The following is a 16922-nucleotide window of genomic DNA, read 5'->3' on the forward strand; positions in this document are numbered from 1 at the left end:
ACACAGCGCCGCCGGAGCGCTATGGTCCGCCGGAGAAGCAGACTTGGAGCGCGTTCAAGGGAGTCGGAGTGGCACGGAAGCTCGCCGTCATCGGGGCCGGTCTCATGGGGTCCGGGATCGCTCAGGTCGCCGCGCAGGCGGGCTGGGACGTCGTCCTGCGGGACGTCACCGACGAGGCACTGAAGCGTGGCACCGACGGCATCAAGGCCTCGTACGACAAGTTCGTGAGCAAGGGGAAGATGGAGGCGGCCGCCGCCGAAGCAGCCCTGGCCCGCATCACCCCGACCACCGACCTGGACGCCGCCGCCGACGCCGACATCGTGGTCGAGGCCGTCTTCGAGAAGCTGGAGGTCAAGCACGAGATCTTCCGCACGCTCGACAAGCTCGTGCGCGAGGACACCGTGCTCGCCTCCAACACCTCCGCCATCCCGATCACCAAGATCGCGGCGGCCACCGAGCACCCCGAGCGGGTCGTCGGCGTCCACTTCTTCTCGCCGGTGCCGATGATGCAGCTCGTCGAGCTGGTCCGCGGCTACAAGACCAGCGACGAAACCCTCGCCACCGCACGGGAGTTCGCCGAGTCCGTCGGCAAGACCTGCATCGTCGTCAACCGGGATGTGGCCGGCTTCGTGACCACCCGGCTCATCTCCGCCCTCGTGGTGGAGGCGACCAAGCTCTACGAGTCCGGCGTCGCGACCGCCGAGGACATCGACCTCGCCTGCAAGCTGGGCTTCGGCCACGCCATGGGCCCGCTGGCCACCGCCGACCTCACCGGCGTGGACATCCTGCTGCACGCCACCAGCAACATCTACACCGAGTCCCAGGACGAGAAGTTCGCCCCGCCGGAGCTGATGCGCCGGATGGTGGACGCCGGTGACATCGGCCGCAAGAGCGGGCAGGGCTTCTACAAGTACTGAGCACCTTCCGTACGGACATCCGCCGGACATCACCCCGGGGAGTATCACTCCCAGGGGTGAATTCGGTATCGGTTCGCTTACAAACAGCAACCGAGCCACCACTCGCACAGTCAGACGTTGCAACGTCACGGAGTACGCCAACCGCACTCAACGGGGAGCGCATATGCACATCAGGGGCGACCACGCCGAGCTGGTCGTCGGGGGCCGCCTCGACGTCCGCAGCGCGGCGGACGCCCGTACGGCCCTGCACTCGGCAGTCGACGCCGGAGTCGGCGACCTGGTGCTCGACCTGTCCGAACTGGACTCCTGGGACGCCACCGGACTCGGGGTGATCATGGGTGCCCATCGGCGGGCCGGCCGCTGCGGGCGCCGTCTGGTGCTGCGCGGTGTCCCGCCGCAGATGCAGCGCCTGCTGGTGGCCACCCGGCTGCACCGCATCCTCGCCATCGAGGGCGGCATCGGGGTCGAGTCGCTGCCCCGGGTGTGAGACGCGTACGAGTCTGAGCCGGACGGAGACCGCTGCGGCCGCTGAGACCCGGGCACAGCCGTCGAAGCGCACGACGGGCGCAATCCTCACCGGACTGTGATGTCTCGGACCGCACGGCACCCCGCCCTGTCGGAGATACTGAGCGAAGGTTTAGGGTTCGGTCGCCCGCCGCCTCGCAACCCTCGACCGAGCGGGCCCGGACCAGAAGCGACAGCGCGGTGTGCGACAAGGCCGGGAGGGGCCGGAATCCGGGCACACGACGCTTTGGGGGGTTTGAACCCATGGAACCCATGGACCCGATCGACCGGGGACCCGAGGAGCACGGTCAGGCGGCGAGCCGCCGCCCGCCCCGGGAATCCCTCACCTCCGACTTCGGTCAGAGCACGCCCGCGCTCGCCCGTACGGCGCACGTCGTGGCCGGCGACCTGCTGCTGACCGTGAACCCCGTCGACGGCAGCGAGATAGAGCCCTGCCCGCCGGACCGGCGGCCGGAGCGGCCCCGCAAGCGCACCGCCGCCGAGCGCGCCGAGGCCGAGCGGGCCGCCCGGCCGCCGGTGCCGCCCGGCCCCGCCCAGCCGGCGCTCTCCCTGCTGGAACGCCAGGACGAGCGCGAGCGCCTGGTCCGGCTGCTGGCCCGGGGCCGTTCGGTTCGGCTCACCGGGCCCGGCGGCTCGGGCCGTACCGCCCTGCTGGACCTGGTCGCCGAGGACTGCCTGGACCTCGCCCCCGACGGCGTGGTCCGGCTCACCGGTTTCCACCGCACCACCACGGACCTGCTGCACGACCTCTTCCACGCGGTCTACGACGCCCCGCGCCACCGCGTCGATCCGGACGAACTGCGCGCACTGGTCCGCGAGATCGGCGCGGTCGTCGTCCTGGACGACATCGAGTTCGGCGGCGCCGCGCTCGACGAGCTCCTCGACGCCACCCCCGAGTGCGCGTTCCTGATCGGCGCCACCCCCGACGTGCCCGCGCCCTCCGACGGGTCCGAGGTCGAGGAGGTCTTCCTCAGCGGCCTCGACCGCGCCGCCGGCGTGGAGATCCTGGAGCGGACCGTCGGCCGCGTCCTCACCGAGGAGGAGTCCAACTGGGCCGGCGACCTGTGGTTCGAGTCCGAGGGGCTGCCGCTGCGGTTCGTCCAGGCCGGGGCCCTGCTCCGGCAGCGCGACGAACTGCGGGCCAGCGCGGGAGCCGTGGACGAGTACGGCGTCTTCGAGGACGTACGCGATGCGGCCGAGCTGACCCTGGAGCCGGCGGACGAGGTCCCCTTGCCGTCTCTCGGCGAGGCCGCCGCGCCCGCCCCGCTGCTCGCCTCCCGGCTCAGCGCCTCCGCCCGCGCCACCCTGCGCTTCGCGGTCGCCCTCGGCGGCGAGGTGCCGCACCAGGCGCATCTGCCGGCGCTGATCGGCGACACCCACGCCGACGCCGCCCTCGGCGAGCTGGCCGCTTGCGGACTCGTCTCGCCGGTCGGCGCCCGCTACCGGCTCGCGGCCGGTGTGCTGACCCAGCTGGAGGCCGCCGGGTACGCCGACGACGCCCAGGCCCAGGCGCTGGCCGCCGCCGAGCACTACACCTGGTGGGCCGGGCATCCGTCGGTCACCCCCGAGCGGGTGTGCGCCGAGGCGGACGCGGTGCTGGCCGCGCTCGCCGTGATCGTCCCGCACCCGGCACCGTCGGCCGAGGGCGAGGAGAGCTGCGCGGTACGGCTCGCCCGTACGGCCGCGCCCGCGTTCGCCGCCGGGCTGCACTGGACCGCCTGGGAACGGGCCCTGCGGTCCGGCGCGGAGGCCTCCCGGCTGGCCGGCGAGGTAGCCGAACAGGCCTATTTCCACCATGAGTTGGGGGTCCTCGCGCTCTGCGGCGGTCAGCTCGACCGGGCCCGCGCCGAGTTGGAGGCGTCCATCGGGCTGCGCGGGGCGCTCGCCGACAAGCGCGGCACGACCGCCGGGCGCCGGGCGCTCGCACTGGTCGCCGACCGCTCCGGTGACGTACCCGGGATCGCCGCGACGGCGGGGGAGGAGCTGCCGGAGGTACGGCACGAGGAGTCGGCCCCGCCGCCGTATGTGCCCCTCGGCGACCCTCTGGTCACGACGCGGTTCCCGGCCTCCACGGCGCGGGGCGGGGGCTTGCGGCGGCTGGCCCGCCGCAACCTCGTCGCGGTCGGCTCCGGGGCGCTGCTCGCCGCCGTGCTGGGTACGGTCGTCACGCTGGGCATGACGTCCAACGAGAACGCCGACAAGAACCCGGCCGGCAAGGTCGACGTCAACCCCTCGGCGAGCCAGGGCACGGACGACGGCACCCTGGGCGCCGACCCGAACCAGACTCCGTCGGCGGGCGGTTCGGCCCCGGCCCGTCCCACGGGTCCGGGTGCCGGCGGCACGACGGACGCTCCAACGCCGTCCCAGCCGGCCGCATCGCCTTCGTCGGCCCCGAGCCACACCCGGGGCACGGGCGGGGGAGGTACGACACCGACGCCGTCCAAGTCCACGACCAAGCCGGGTACGCCGACACCGACGAAGACGGCCTCGCCGACCCCCTCGGCCCCGCCCTCGACGTCGCCCAGCAAGTCCGCGACGCCGACCCCGTCCCCGTCGGCCTCGAGCCCGTCCACGACGGACACGGCGAGCGGCCCTACGACACCTCAGAGTTCGGGGAGCGCAACGAACTCGGGGACCGCGTCGCAGTCGTCAGGCTCGGTGATCTGACCAAGCGGAGAAGGTGAGCCTCAGAACAGGCGGAGCTTGTCGTCCTCGATGCCCCGCAGGGCGTCGTAGTCGAGGATCTGGCAGTTGATGCCGCGGTCGGTGGCGAGGACGCGGGCCTGGGGCTTGATCTCCTGGGCGGCGAAGATGCCGCGGACCGGGGCGAGATGCGGGTCGCGGTTCAACAGGTCCAGGTAGCGGGTGAGTTGTTCGACGCCGTCGATCTCGCCCCGCCGCTTGATCTCCACCGCGACCGTCCGGCCGTCCGCGTCCCGGCACAGGATGTCCACCGGGCCGATGGCCGTCATGTACTCGCGGCGGATGAGGGTGTATCCCTCGCCGAGCGTCTCGATGCGGTCGGCGAGCAGTTCCTGGAGGTGCGCTTCCACGCCGTCCTTGATCAGACCCGGGTCCACGCCCAGTTCGTGCGAGGAGTCGTGGAGGATCTCCTCCATCGTGATGATCAGTTTCTCGCCCGCTTTGTTGACGACCGTCCAGACGCCCTCTTCCTCGCCCGTGCCCTCCTTGAGCGTGCAGGGCGGCGACATCCAGTTGAGGGGCTTATAGGCCCGGTCGTCGGCGTGGATGGAGACGCTGCCGTCCGCCTTGACCAGGATCAGGCGGGGCGCCGAGGGCAGGTGGGCGGTGAGCCGGCCGGCGTAGTCGACCGAGCATCGGGCAATGACGAGACGCATGGTCGGCAACGCTACTCGACGCCCCGAGGTGCGCGCGATTCGCCCGTCCCGCTCCCGATCGATCGTCCCAATTATCCCTGGAAACTCTTGTTCATCCCTGGCCGATTGTGCCCGTAACGGGACCGTTCCATATACGCATTCTGCTGGTGTGGTCACCGACCGTTGCCTACCGTAGTAAACGGGAGGTCGCCGTCTATGTACTGAGCGTGTTCGAAATCGCGAACTCCCTGACCTGTCCGGCAACCCCTGCTCCGCGGGGGTGCGAGAGGAGAACCCATGTCGCTCGACGTCTCACCGGCCCTACTCGAACAGGCCGAGCGAGGCGAGGTCGACGAAGCAGCATTCGTCGACTGCGTCCGGACCTCCCTGCCCTACGCATGGGAGATGATCAGCTCCCTGGTGGCCCAGCTGAAGGTCGACGGCGGACCGTTCGCCGACAACCAGACGCCCCCGCCGGACGAGCAGGCACGCGGTCAGCTGCTGCGTGCGCTCGCGAGTGACGCCATCCGCGGCGCCCTGCAGCGGCACTTCGGTGTGCGGCTGGCCTTCCAGAACTGCCACCGGGTGGCGGTGTTCCCCCTGGACGCCTCGGTCGACGAGACGTTGGCCCGCTTCACCTCGGTACGCAGCCAGTTGCTGAACCAGTCACCGGAGCTTCGGGACTGCTGACGGGGCGGTCCCGGTACGGCGACGCTGTGAACCGCTTGCTTGCCGCTCCACCCGCGGGAGGTGCATTCAGTGCTGGGGCGGCAAGCCCCCAAGGCGGCCGGGGAGTTGCCGGACGGCTCAGCGCAGCTGGGGCAGCACCTCGGCGCCCAGCCGCCGCAGGTTCTCCTCCGTCGCGGCGAGATCGCCCGAGCCCTCCACGAGGAGGGCGAAGCGGGAGATGCCGGTGCGCTCCGAGGTGGCCGCGAGCCGGTCGGCGGCCAGCCGCGGAGTGCCGACCGGGTGCAGTCCGCAGAGCAGTTCGGTGTAGGCGTACGGATCGCGCATGGTGCGCGCCCGGCCGTCCACCGTCACATGCGCCTCCAGGCCCTGCTTCAGCCAGCACGGCATGGCCTTCATGAGCGTCTCCGCCGCGTCCGTGCGCCGGTCGGCGAGCTGGCACACCCCGGCCGAGACATGCGCGGCGCCCGCGATCTCCTCGGCCGGCCGGCCCGCCACCCGGGCGCAGCGCCGCCACAGGGCCACCATCTCGGCCTTTTCCTCGTCCCCGACGTGCATGCCGAGCAGCATCGGCAGCCCGCGCTCGGCGGCCAGCCGTACGCTCGCCGGTGAGGTGCACGCGACGACGACCTCCGGGCCCGGGGTCTCCGTCAGTGCCTCCGACGGGCGGGGTACGACCGGCACCTCGCGGAAGCTGAACCTTTCGCCGGAGGCCGACACCCGGGGCTCGCGCAGCCAGCGCAGCAGCAGATCGAGTGACTCGGGGAATCCGTGTTCGTACGCCTCCAGGCCCGCGCCGAAAACCTCCAGGTCCACCCAGGGCCCGCCCCGGCCCACGCCGAGCGTGAACCGTCCGCCGCTCGTCAGGTGCAGCAGCGCGGCCTGTTCGCCGAGGGCGACCGGGTGGGCGGTGGGCAGTACGCTGACCGCCGTACCGACCCGGATGCGGCGGGTGCGACCGAGCAGCAGGGCGGCCAGGGTGACGGCGGACGGGCATGTGCCGTACGGCACGAAGTGGTGCTCGGCCAGCCACACGGCGTCAAGACCGGCCTCCTCGGCGACCTCCGCGGAGCGGACCGCCCGGTGCAGGGCCTCCCCGGGACCCTGGCCCGGGAACTGGGCGCCCAGCACAAAACTTCCTACGTACATCTCATTTCCTGCTTCCTTGGCTCCGACCCGGAGCTCCCCCACAGGGCATAACCGTCCGACACGTGCGCAGGACACGGCCTGGCGGAGAGATTTGCGGATTGTCTGCAGAATGGGCCGTCCTGGAGGGTGACTTGTGTGGGTTGGTTCGGTACGCGTACCCCGTACGGCGGCGCGTAGGCTGGATGCAGCCCGTGCTTCCTGTACAGCCCCGAGAGGTGTCCCGTGTCCCCGCGTCGCAACCGACCGAAGGCAGCCGGATCGTCGGACCGGAGCGCCGAGGACGAACGCGCCGGCCGGTACGGCGGCTGGCAGTCGACCGAGAGCTGGCAGGGCGAGGACTGGAGCGTGCGTCATGTCGCCGGGGCGAGCGCGGAGGGCAAGACCTACCGCTGCCCCGGCTGCGACCAGCTGATCCCCTCCGGCGTCCCGCACGTGGTGGCCTGGCCGGAGCACGCGGGCGTGGACGACCGCCGCCACTGGCACAAGGCCTGCTGGAACGCAAAGGACCGCCGCACCACAAGGGTGCCGCGGTCCCGTAACGCGCCTAGGTTCTAGCCGGACCTTGGCGATCCGGCATCGGCGCAGGTGAGGATCGTGTGGGTCAGGAGAAAATGCCGGTGCTCAAGATTCCTGGATGGCTCGTGCAATCTCCGCACCGGTGGATGCGACGGTGATCGACCACTCGTCCCGGAGAGTTCGCGGCAGACACTCACGGTCCTCAGGACGGTTCAGGACCACTGTCCCTTCGGGGAGAAGGAGGACGGCTTCCAGTCGTCGCACAAGCTCGGCGATCAGGTCCATGGCCGTGTCCCCGCCGAAGTGGTTGATCATGACACTTGTGTCGGTGTTGAGGTACACATCTGCCCTACCCCCGTCTTCCGTCCTGATCTGGAGGAAGGTGCCTTCAGGATTCTGCGAGTGGATGTACGGCCCGAGGACCTGGTACACGGTGCTCTTGTTGAGCGGCGCCATTTCACCGTCTGAGAATCGGTGCACAAAAATGTCGTAACTCACAGGAATCTCCATAAAGCTGGGAAGGCAGGCAGGTGGACGAGATGCTGCTTGCGAAGACCGGGCACCGCCGGTGCCCTCGCCCGAGGACACCGGCGGCGTATGGCATGGCTACACGGGCGGGGTGTAGACGACCTTGATCCGGGAGAGTCTACTGTTCTTGGAAAACACCTCCTTCACCTTTAGAAATACGTCTTCCTCACCGATATGCCACTCGATGGGCGTGTTGGGTGCTGCCGCCACCTGAGCTTCGGCCTGGGGGACGAACTCTTCCTCGACGAGCTTGGGCCTGAACTGCAGAATGTGCGAGTAGTAGGCCTTGGCTTCCAGAAGGACACCGTTCCTGTAGCCGTCGAACTTGAGCTCGCCCTTGGGATTCGGCGTGTTGTGTACCACATAACCGAAGTCGTCAGAAACTCCTCCGCTGATCTGTTCCTCGTAGGCAACTGTCCTTGCGCTCTTGCCTCCCTCATGGACCCATTCCCAACTCCCCGGCCCTCCTAGTTCCCACCAGGAGGGGCACGCCGGACCTATGACGCGGACGGTGAAGGAAGCGGTTCGGGTTACCTTGCATGCCTTGCTGAGATCCTCAGCGGCTTTGACACCGATGCCGGCGATGACTTCGTCGGACACCTCGAGGGCACGCAGTGCCTTCCAGGCGTCGTTGAAGCCGATGCCGGTCTTGACGGACGCGTCCAGGGCCCGGAGAGCGTCGGCGAGCGCGGCCAGGGGCTTGTCGACCGGGATGAACACGGCAGCCGCCCAGGCGCAGGCGGTCTCGGAGCCGTGGAAGCACCTGACGGCGTCGCCAAGGATGATCTGGTACAGGATCGAGCCGAGGGTGTCGCCGAACAGGTTCTGCCAGCCGATCTCGATGATCTGGGGGCCGGAGAAATGGTGCGACCAGTCGACGTCCTTGAACGGGATGTTCTTGTGGTCGAGCCACTTCCACGCGTTCTTCGGGCAGCCTTCGGGGGTGGCGAGGGCGTTGTCGTCGGTGCAGAGGTAGAAGTCGACCTCGACCGTTCCTGTGATCTTGTACTTCGCGTCACAGCCGACAAGCGGTGCTTTCGAGGGGCACTCACCTATCTGTGTGCCACCGGTGATTTCCGTCTGCTTGTCGTCGATGACGTAGAACACGCCGCCGATGCCGGTCCCCGCGCCGGTGGTGACCTGTTTGTCGGCCTCCGCTTTTTCGGCCCGGTCAGCGGCGTCCTGGGCTTCCTTGGCGTACTTGTCGGCGTCCTTGGCAGCTTGTTCGGCCTCGGTCGCGGCGGTGTCGGCGCGGTCGGCTGCGGCGCGGGCGTCCTTGGCGTCTTGTTCGGCCTGGGCTGCTGCGGAGCGGGCGGCGTCGGCGTCGAGTTCCGCCGCATCCGCCGAGCTGCGGGCGTCCTTGGCGTAGCCGTCGGCGGTGTCGGCAGCCTTGTCGGCGGCTGCGGCGTCGTCGGCGGCCTGTTTGTCGTAGTCGATGGTGCGGGCCAGAGACGCTGAGGCGGCTGCTGCGGCCTTGGCGGCGTCGGCGGCGTAGCCGAGGGCCTGCTTGGAGTAGGTGCGGGCATCCGCCGCGTACTGGGCGGCGTTGGCGGCGTGCTGGTAGGCCTCCTTGGCGTCTCCCTTGGCCTGGTCGGCGAGGTTCTTGGCGGCGTCGGCCTCGGCCTGGGCGTTCTTGGCGTGGGCGTCGGCGACGGCCTGCTGCTGGTCGGCGATGGACTTGGAGGCCTGTCCGGTCAGGACGACGAGGCCGGCGGCGGAGTCGGTGTCGGCGTAGGCCGAGCCGAGCTGGATGGCGTCGTTGGCCGGGTCGGCGACCTGCTTGGCCGCCTTGCCGGCGTCGACGGCGGCTTGAGCGGTGACATGCGCGTAGCCGGCGGCCTTCGCCGAAGCCGCGAGCGCGTTGCCCGCCTCCGCGTTCGCCTGATCAGCCTGTGACTTGGCGTCCTTGGCGTGCGCTTCGGCCTCGTCGGCGAGCTTGACCGCAGCCCTGGCCTGGTCGGCGGCGTCCTGGGAGGCCTTGATGGCGTCGGCGGCGGCGCTGGTGGCGGTCTTGACCGCCGCGTCCGCCTTCAGCTTGTCCGCCTGCGCGGCGTCCGCGTCGGAGCGGGCACGTTTGGCGGCTGCTTCGGCGCGGGTGGCGGCGGCGTCGGCGTCGGCTGCGGCCTGGGTGGCGGCATCCGCGGCGGCGCGGGCGTTCTTCGCCGCGGTCTCGGCGTCGTCGGCGGCCTTGTCCGCGTCGTCGGCGGCGGAGCGGGCGGCGGTCGCCGCGTCCCCGGAGTCGAGGGAGTCGGCGTAGGCGTCCTTGGCGTCTGCCTTGGCGCGGGCCGCGTCCGCCTTCTGCTCGGCGTCCCAGGCGTCGTCCCGCATGGCCTTGGCGTGGTCGCTGGCCTTGACGGCCGCGTCCCGCTTGTCCTCGGCCGTCTTCTCGGCGGCGTCGGCCTTGTCCTTGGCGTCCTTGGCCTCGTCGGCCTGGTCCTCGGCGTTCTGCCTGTCCTGCGCGGCTTCGGCCTGTTTGGCGGCGGCCGTCTCCTTCTCCGCCTTGGCCGTCTTCTCCTCGGCCTCCGCGGCGAGGCGCTTGGCGTGGGCGTCGGCCGCGGCCGCCTTCGCATCGCCCTCGGCCTTCAGGGCGTCGGCGAGCTTGGCCTCCGCCGTCTCCTTGTCCTTCTTGGCGTTGTCGCGGTGCACCTTCGCGGCGTCGGCGGCGGCCTTGGCCTGCTCCTCTGCGGCCTTGGCGGCCTCCTTGCGGAACTCCGCCTTGGCCTGCGCGGCCTGCGCGAGCGCGCGCTGGGCGATGGTGGCACTGTCACCGGCCGAGGCACGGGTGGCGGCCTCGGCGGTCTCACCGGCCTTCTCCATCGCCGCGAGTGCGGCCACCGCACCTCGGGTGACCTGTGCCTTCTGCTGACCGACCAGCAGTCCACGGCCCCGCGGCGCGCCGTTGGTGTCCGCGATGCCGTACGCGGCCTGAAGGGCGGTGTCCGAGCTGGTTCCGGCCTTCTGCGCGGCGGCGAGCTGGGCCTTGAGAACGTCCAGCTGCTTCTTCGCGCCCGCCTGGGCCGCGGTGACGCCGGACTTGGCCTTCGTGAACTGGGCCTTGTCCGGGTAGTCCAGCTTCTCGGTGCCGTCATGTCCCTGGGGGACTATGCGGATCTTCTGCGCGTCGGTGCCGTTGCACGTGTACAGCTGGGCGTCATTGCCGTTGTCGAAGGTGTGCAGGTCCAGGCACTTGTCGGTGGCGGCATTACGCAGCTCACCGGCGGCACGGACATCGAAGTCCCACTGCTGCGCCGGGGAGCCGTTGCACGACCACAGCTGGATCTTCGTGCCGTTGGCATCGTCGCCGCTCTTCACATCAAGGCACTTGCGCGCGTTGGTGTTGTACAGGGCGTAACCGCCGTCGTAGGCACCCCAGAACTTCCACTCCTGGGCGGCGCTGTTGTTGCAGGTGTAGATCTGTACCGGGGTGCCGTTGTCCGTTTTGCCGCCCTGGACATCGAGGCACTTGCCCTTGGCCGCCTCGACCCGCATGACCAGGGAGGAGTCGCCGATCCAGCCGATGCCGCCGGGGGACCAGTAGTCCTGCCACTGGGTGAGGTGGTCGGCGACCCAGGAGTGCCCCAGCATGTCGCTGAGCGCCTTGGCGCCCTTGGCGAGTGCGTCGACGGCGGTCTTGTTCGCGTCGATGATCTGGTTGCGCTGCGTGGCCTGGGAGGAGACCTCCTGCTGCCACTCGCCGGCCGCGGTGGCGGTGACATCGCCCAGCACATTGTCCGGGTCGAGGGGGTCGCGCCAACCGCATGCAGCGAACCGGGACTTCACGTCCTCCACCGCGATGCGGTACTCCGGCGTTCCCGGCTGCGGGGCCGTACGCGGGAAGCCGCCGGAGGAAAGGAAGATGCGCGCGTCGTCGGCGCCCGCGTTCGTGGCCGGGCCGCCGTGCATCCACTGGAACGCGTTGTGCTCCGCCAGCGCCCGGTTCCACTCCTGCTGAGTGGTGCCGGACGGGTCGGGGTCCTTGCCGTAGAGGGGGTTGCCGATGTCGTCGACGGCCTTGAGGGTCTTGTCGTCGGCCTTCGGAGTGTCGTCCTGGTAGAAGTCGTCGTCCTTCTGCCAGAACCGGTCGGCGACCCACTTGCTCAGACCGGTCTGGTTGTAGAAGCTCTGCTCGCCGTCCGGCGGCCAGTGGAACCCGGTGTCGGTGAACCCGCCGGGCGTCGACAGGCCGTCGAGGGGCTTCTTCCAAGCGTCCCGCTGAGCAGCGAGATCCTTCTCCTGCTTGTCCGCCGCATCCCGGTCCCTCTGGTACGCGACGGCCAGCGGTGTCTGGTCCCAGTGGTCCCGGTTGGCCAGCACATGGAGTTTGTCGGCGCTCTGGTTCAGGCCGTCCTGCGCGGTCGCGGCCATCGACGGTCCGCCGAGCCGCAGTACGTCGGTCATCAGGCACTGGTCCTGCCGCAACTGCTCGGCGGCGGTGTCCTGGTACCAGGGATAGGAGTCACTCGCCGGATCGGCGTGCAGCGGGGACGAACCCGGCTGGACCGCGAGTCCGGCCAGCACGGCGAGCGCGGCCACGGAGGTGACGACGGAGGTCGGTCTCGCCGGTCTTCGGGATGTGGGCAGACGGAACCAAGGCTTGGAGCGCAAGAGAGCGTCTCTTTCTCGTTCAGGGGGCGGCCGGGCGGAAGGCCGGAGAACGCGGAGCACATGGGTGCGGTCGTCCTGAGGGGCGCTCAGGAGCGCACAACCCCCGACGGTGTGACGCCTGGAGACGGCCGGTACGACGGCATGGCGATGCAACCCCTCCCCGTGAGCGACGGTGTTCCCCCGGTCGCAGAGTGATGTGCGCGAGAGACGGGACTGGTCAGGTACCCGTCATGCGCGTCGCCACCTTATGCATTCGGTTATGCAGCGGTACAGAGCACCCCAAGTGGGTAGAGGCGCGCTGGCCGGAAATCGCTCGCCGCCCGATGGCAGACCGAGTCGTTACAACTCCCGCTCATTTGTGGACCGTTTGTGTGTTTCTTGTGCGTAGGGCTGGAGTGATGGAGTTTGTCGGACGCACGGAAATGGCTGGTTTTCGCCCCTGGGGGATGGCCGTCAAACACGAGGGCCTCCCGTCGGCGCCGTGCGGATCTGGCGATCCACAGCGCCGGGGAGGCCCTCATCCGATCAAGCGACCAGGCTCACACGTCCCGCTTCTCCAGCAGCGCGTACGCGCCGGCGAACGCGGCCGCCGAGAGGCCCAGCATGATCCACAGCGGGTCCCAGCCCGTGGGGCCGGAGCTGCTCAGGGAGTTGTCGTAGAAGCAGCTCATCTGGCTCGGGATGGAGTACTCCAGCAGCCACTGCCGCACCTTGGACAGCGACTCCGAGGCCATGAACAGTGCGATCACCAGCGGGGCCAGGACCGCGCCGATCATGATGGTGATGGCGCCCGCGGAGTGCCGGATGATCGAGCCGATGAGCAGCGAGAACAGCCCGAGCAGCGCGATGTAGAGGCTGATGCCGACGGTTGCCTTCAGCCAGTCGCCGGTGGAGGGGGTGCGGGCGCCGCCGACGCCGTTCAGCATGGACGCGTGGATCATGGCCATGAGGCCGGACACGGCCAGGGTGACGACGAAGGCGACGCCGAAGAACACGACCGCCTTGGCCCCGAGCACCCGGCCCCGGCTCGGGCAGGCGACCATCGTCGTACGGATCATGCCGGTGCCGTACTCCGAGGCCGTGGTCAGCACGCCGAGCGTGATGATGCACATGCTGCCCAGCAGCAGGCCGAAGAAGCCGAACTGGAGCGGGTTCTGGTCCGACAGGGTCTCCGGGCTGGAGTTGGACTTGACCACCGAGCCGGTCAGCAGGCCGATCGCGAGGACGAGCACCACGAAGATGCCGAGCGTCCACATCGTCGACCGCACCGACTTGATCTTGGTCCACTCGGAGGACAGCGCGTGCCCGAGGTGGGTGCGCACGACCGGGATCGGCGAGGTGTAAGCGGGGTACGACCCGCCGGGCGCCGCCTGCCAGTGGGGCGCGGCTGCGGAGGCCTGTGGCATGGGGGGCTGGTGGGTGCTCATCGGGCGTCCTCGGGCTTGGTCAGGTCGGCGGGGGCGGTGGCCGGGGCCGGGGGAGCGGCGGCGGGCGCCTGCTGCTGCGCGGGCGGTGCGGGGGCGGCGGCCGGGGCCGGAGCGGCCGGCTGCGCCTGGGCGGGCGGCTGGGCCTGCGGGGCCTGCTGGGCGTACGGGTTGGCGCCGGAGCCCGGGGCCTGGGCGGCGGGAGTGCCGTAACCGGCCGCCTGCGGGCCGCCGTAGGGTCCTGCGGACCCCTGGGGCATCGCGAACGGCTGTCCGCCCTGCTGGGGCGGCGGCGGGGCGTACCAGCCGGGCTGGCCCTGGCCGGGCACCGGCATGGGCGGCTGGGCGCCCGGCGGCAGCGGCTGCTGCAGGCCCGCCTTCTGGTCGATGGTCGAGCGGTAGTCGACCGCGCCCTGCGTCATCCGCATGTACGCCTCCTCCAGCGAGGCCTGGTGCGGCGACAGCTCCCACAGCCGGACGCCCGCCTCGTGCGCGAGGTCGCTGATCCGGGGCAGCGGCAGCCCGGTCACCCGCAGCGCGCCGTCCTGCTCCGGCAGCACATGGCCGCCCGCCTCGGTGAGCGTGGTGCTCAGCTTCTCGCGCAGCTGCGGCTCGGCGTCCGGGGTGCGCACCCGGGCGAAGTCGGCGGAGTTGGCCGAGATGAAGTCCTTCACGCTCATGTCGGCGAGCAGCTGGCCGCGCCCGATGACGATGAGGTGGTCGGCGGTCAGCGCCATCTCGCTCATCAGGTGGGAGGAGACGAAGACCGTACGGCCCTCGGCGGCCAGGGCCTTCATGAGGTTGCGGACCCAGAGGATGCCCTCGGGGTCGAGGCCGTTGACCGGCTCGTCGAACAGCAGCACCTGCGGATCGCCGAGCAGCGCGGCGGCGATGCCGAGGCGCTGGCCCATGCCGAGCGAGAAGCCCTTGGAGCGCTTGCGCGCCACGTCCTGCAGGCCCACCACGCCGAGCACCTCGTCCACACGGCGGGCCGGAATGCCCGACAGCTGGGCGAGGCACAGCAGATGGTTGCGGGCGGTCCGGCCGCCGTGCACGGCCTTGGCGTCGAGCAGCGCGCCGACCTGGCGGGGGGCGTTGGGCAGCTTGCGGTACGGGTAGCCGCCGATGGTCACCGATCCGGAGGTCGGGTTGTCCAGCCCGAGGATCATCCGCATCGTCGTCGACTTGCCCGAGCCGTTCGGCCCGAGGAAGCCGGTGACGGCACCTGGCCGCACCTGGAAGGAAAGGTTGTACACGGCGGTCTTGTCGCCGTAGCGCTTGGTCAGGCCGACAGCCTCGATCATGCTCCGCACCCATCGAAAGGTTCAGGACAGCGGGGAGCCGCCCCCGTAAGGGTTAGGAGGATATCGAGGCGCTGACGGTTCCGCCCAAGGGACGGCAAAGCCAGAACACTACGCTGCGTGGCCGAAACCGCTACTGGGCGTCCCTGCGCTTGAGGAGGACATACCCGCCGGCGAGCGCGGCGATCACCCACAGCACCATGATCCCGAGCCCGCCCCAGGGCCCGTACGGCGTGTCGTGGGCCCTCGGGAGCACCTGCATGATCCGGCTGCCCGCCTGGTCCGGCAGAAACCGGCCGACCTTCTTCGTGGCGTCGACGGTGCCGAGGATGGTGGAGATCAGGAAGAAGAACGGCATCAGGATGCCGAGCGACAGCATCGGCGAGCGCAGCATCGCGGCCACGCCCATGGAGAACATCGCGATCAGCGTCATGTAGAGCCCGCCGCCGACGACCGCGCGCAGCACGCCCGGGTCGCCGAGCCGCGCCCCGTGCGGGCCGAGCATCGCCTGGCCGAGGAAGAACGCGGCGAAGCTCGTGGCCATGCCGACCACCAGCGCGAGCGCGCCGGCCACCGCGATCTTGCCGAACAGGAAGGTGGCGCGCTGCGGTACGGCGGCCAGCGAGACCCGGATCATGCCGGTGCTGTACTCGTTGGAGACGACCAGCACACCGAACACGATCATGGCGAGCTGGCCCAGGGTCATGCCCGCGAAGCTGACGTAGGTCGGATCGAACGACAGCCGGTCCTGCACCGGCATCGAGTCGAACTGGCTCCGCGAGAGCGCGGAGATGAGCGTCCCAACGGCGATGGTGACCACCACGGCCAGCGACAGCGTCCACACCGTGGACGCCACCGACCGGATCTTGGTCCACTCGGACCGGAGGACCTGCACCGCAGCCATGGACGTCAGGCCCCCTTCCAGTCGGCGCCCCACTCCCGCGGGGCGCCCGCGGGCCCGGCGTGCGCGTGGTACTCCACCGCCTGCGCCGTCAGCTGCATGAACGCCTCCTCCAGGGAGGCCTGCCGGGGGCTCAGCTCGTGCAGCACGATCCCGTACCGCGCCGCCAGCTCACCGATCCGCTCGGCCTTGCCGCCCTCCACCTCCAGCGCGCCCCCGCCCGCCTCCACAACGGTGATCCCGTCCTCGTGCAGCACATCGAGCAGCCGCTCGCGCTGCGGAGAGCGGATCCGGACGCAACTGCGCGCGTACTGCCGGATGAAGTCGGCCATGGACGTGTCCGCCAGCAGCCGCCCCTGCCCGATGACGACCAGATGATCGGCGGTCAGCGCCATCTCGCTCATCAGATGGCTGGAGACGAACACCGTCCGCCCCTGCGCGGCCAGCGATTTCATCACGTTCCGGATCCAGTGGATGCCCTCCGGGTCCAGCCCGTTGACCGGCTCGTCGAACATCAGGATCCGCGGATCCCCGAGCAGCGCCGCCGCGATCCCCAGCCGCTGCCCCATGCCGTACGAGAATCCCTTGGCCTTCTTCCGCGCCACGGCGGTGAGCCCGACGGTGTCCAGCACCTGCGCCACCCGCGACTTGGGGATCCCGTTGCTCTGCGCCAGACACAGCAGATGGTTGTAGGCACTGCGTCCGCCGTGCACGGCCTTGGCGTCCAGCAGCGCGCCGATGTACGTCAGCGGGTCCTTGAGCTGCTCGTAGTGCTTGCCGTCGATCCGGACGTCACCGGCGGTGGGGTGGTCGAGCCCGAGGATCATCCGCATGGTCGTGGACTTCCCGGCGCCGTTGGGGCCCAGGAAGCCGGTGACGATGCCGGGCCGCACGGCGAAGGTGAGATGGTCGACCGCCACCTTCTCGCCGTACCGCTTGGTCAGCCCCTCCAGCTCGATCATGCGGCCACGCTAAGACGGGACAAAGCCCCCTGCCACCGGAGCGGAAGGGGGCTTCGTGTCGTTCGGCGA

Annotated in this window: 13 protein-coding genes; 5 read left to right on the forward strand and 8 right to left on the reverse strand. The window is 70.2% G+C overall.

Annotated features, from left to right (window positions below):
- Positions 1 to 68 precede the first annotated feature (68 nt).
- The 3 genes from ACZ418_RS39635 (at position 69) to ACZ418_RS39645 (ending at position 4109) form a co-directional block, all read left to right on the forward strand.
- Positions 69 to 917, forward strand: a complete 849-nt coding sequence (locus ACZ418_RS39635) for a 3-hydroxyacyl-CoA dehydrogenase family protein (RefSeq protein ID WP_468372860.1) — start codon at positions 69 to 71, stop codon at positions 915 to 917.
- Positions 918 to 1080: 163 nt separating this feature from the next.
- Positions 1081 to 1404: an STAS domain-containing protein gene (locus ACZ418_RS39640; protein ID WP_468372862.1), complete on the forward strand. Its 324-nt coding sequence runs from the start codon at positions 1081 to 1083 to the stop codon at positions 1402 to 1404.
- 290 nt (positions 1405 to 1694) lie between these two features.
- The gene (locus tag ACZ418_RS39645; RefSeq protein ID WP_468372979.1) at positions 1695 to 4109 is read left to right on the forward strand and encodes an ATP-binding protein; all 2415 of its coding nucleotides are present in this window, start codon (positions 1695 to 1697) and stop codon (positions 4107 to 4109) included.
- Between the two features lie 20 nt (positions 4110 to 4129).
- On the opposite strand, the gene nucS is transcribed toward ACZ418_RS39645, so the two are convergent.
- On the reverse strand, positions 4130 to 4801 hold the full coding sequence (gene nucS, locus ACZ418_RS39650; RefSeq protein ID WP_468372864.1) for an endonuclease NucS: 672 nt from the start codon (positions 4799 to 4801) through the stop codon (positions 4130 to 4132).
- Positions 4802 to 5077: 276 nt separating this feature from the next.
- On the opposite strand from nucS, the gene ACZ418_RS39655 reads away from it, so the two are divergent.
- Positions 5078 to 5470: an SCO5389 family protein gene (locus ACZ418_RS39655; protein ID WP_030656147.1), complete on the forward strand. Its 393-nt coding sequence runs from the start codon at positions 5078 to 5080 to the stop codon at positions 5468 to 5470.
- 117 nt (positions 5471 to 5587) lie between these two features.
- Here ACZ418_RS39655 and ACZ418_RS39660 read toward each other — a convergent pair whose 3' ends face one another.
- Entirely contained in the window at positions 5588 to 6616 is a 1029-nt protein-coding gene (locus tag ACZ418_RS39660; protein ID WP_468372867.1) for an LLM class flavin-dependent oxidoreductase, read from the reverse strand.
- 222 nt (positions 6617 to 6838) lie between these two features.
- On the opposite strand from ACZ418_RS39660, the gene ACZ418_RS39665 reads away from it, so the two are divergent.
- Positions 6839 to 7171, forward strand: coding sequence for an ATP/GTP-binding protein (locus tag ACZ418_RS39665; protein WP_468372870.1), 333 nt, complete (start codon positions 6839 to 6841; stop codon positions 7169 to 7171).
- 66 nt (positions 7172 to 7237) lie between these two features.
- Here ACZ418_RS39665 and ACZ418_RS39670 read toward each other — a convergent pair whose 3' ends face one another.
- The 6 genes from ACZ418_RS39670 to ACZ418_RS39695 form a co-directional block, all read right to left on the reverse strand.
- Positions 7238 to 7630 carry a hypothetical protein gene (locus tag ACZ418_RS39670; RefSeq protein WP_468372873.1) on the reverse strand — a complete coding sequence of 131 codons (393 nt, stop codon included), beginning with the start codon at positions 7628 to 7630 and terminating at the stop codon, positions 7238 to 7240.
- A gap of 108 nt (positions 7631 to 7738) precedes the next feature.
- Positions 7739 to 12193 carry an RICIN domain-containing protein gene (locus tag ACZ418_RS39675; RefSeq protein ID WP_468372876.1) on the reverse strand — a complete coding sequence of 1485 codons (4455 nt, stop codon included), beginning with the start codon at positions 12191 to 12193 and terminating at the stop codon, positions 7739 to 7741.
- Positions 12194 to 12804: 611 nt separating this feature from the next.
- Positions 12805 to 13692: an ABC transporter permease gene (locus ACZ418_RS39680; RefSeq protein ID WP_468372878.1), complete on the reverse strand. Its 888-nt coding sequence runs from the start codon at positions 13690 to 13692 to the stop codon at positions 12805 to 12807.
- A complete protein-coding gene (locus tag ACZ418_RS39685) occupies positions 13689 to 14993 on the reverse strand; it encodes an ABC transporter ATP-binding protein (protein WP_468372880.1) in 1305 nt (434 codons plus the stop codon). The genes ACZ418_RS39680 and ACZ418_RS39685 overlap by 4 nt, the downstream gene beginning before the upstream one ends.
- Positions 14994 to 15123: 130 nt before the next feature.
- A complete protein-coding gene (locus ACZ418_RS39690; RefSeq protein ID WP_468372883.1) occupies positions 15124 to 15894 on the reverse strand; it encodes an ABC transporter permease in 771 nt (256 codons plus the stop codon).
- A gap of 5 nt (positions 15895 to 15899) precedes the next feature.
- Positions 15900 to 16853, reverse strand: a complete 954-nt coding sequence (locus tag ACZ418_RS39695; RefSeq protein ID WP_468372886.1) for an ABC transporter ATP-binding protein — start codon at positions 16851 to 16853, stop codon at positions 15900 to 15902.
- Between the last annotated feature and the right edge of the window lie 69 nt (positions 16854 to 16922).

Source organism: Streptomyces sp. NPDC030820 (assembly GCF_055572075.1).

Bases quoted from the DNA above. Each gene is read 5' to 3' on its own strand.
- ACZ418_RS39655 (WP_030656147.1), top strand. From the start codon at position 5,078: ATGTCGCTCGACGTCTCACCGGCCCTACTCGAACAGGCCGAGCGAGGC.
- ACZ418_RS39660 (WP_468372867.1), bottom strand. From the start codon at position 6,616: ATGTACGTAGGAAGTTTTGTGCTGGGCGCCCAGTTCCCGGGCCAGGGT.
- ACZ418_RS39690 (WP_468372883.1), bottom strand. From the start codon at position 15,894: ATGGCTGCGGTGCAGGTCCTCCGGTCCGAGTGGACCAAGATCCGGTCG.
- ACZ418_RS39685 (WP_468372880.1), bottom strand. From the start codon at position 14,993: ATGATCGAGGCTGTCGGCCTGACCAAGCGCTACGGCGACAAGACCGCC.
- nucS (WP_468372864.1), bottom strand. From the start codon at position 4,801: ATGCGTCTCGTCATTGCCCGATGCTCGGTCGACTACGCCGGCCGGCTC.
- ACZ418_RS39680 (WP_468372878.1), bottom strand. From the start codon at position 13,692: ATGAGCACCCACCAGCCCCCCATGCCACAGGCCTCCGCAGCCGCGCCC.
- ACZ418_RS39645 (WP_468372979.1), top strand. From the start codon at position 1,695: ATGGACCCGATCGACCGGGGACCCGAGGAGCACGGTCAGGCGGCGAGC.
- ACZ418_RS39640 (WP_468372862.1), top strand. From the start codon at position 1,081: ATGCACATCAGGGGCGACCACGCCGAGCTGGTCGTCGGGGGCCGCCTC.
- ACZ418_RS39695 (WP_468372886.1), bottom strand. From the start codon at position 16,853: ATGATCGAGCTGGAGGGGCTGACCAAGCGGTACGGCGAGAAGGTGGCG.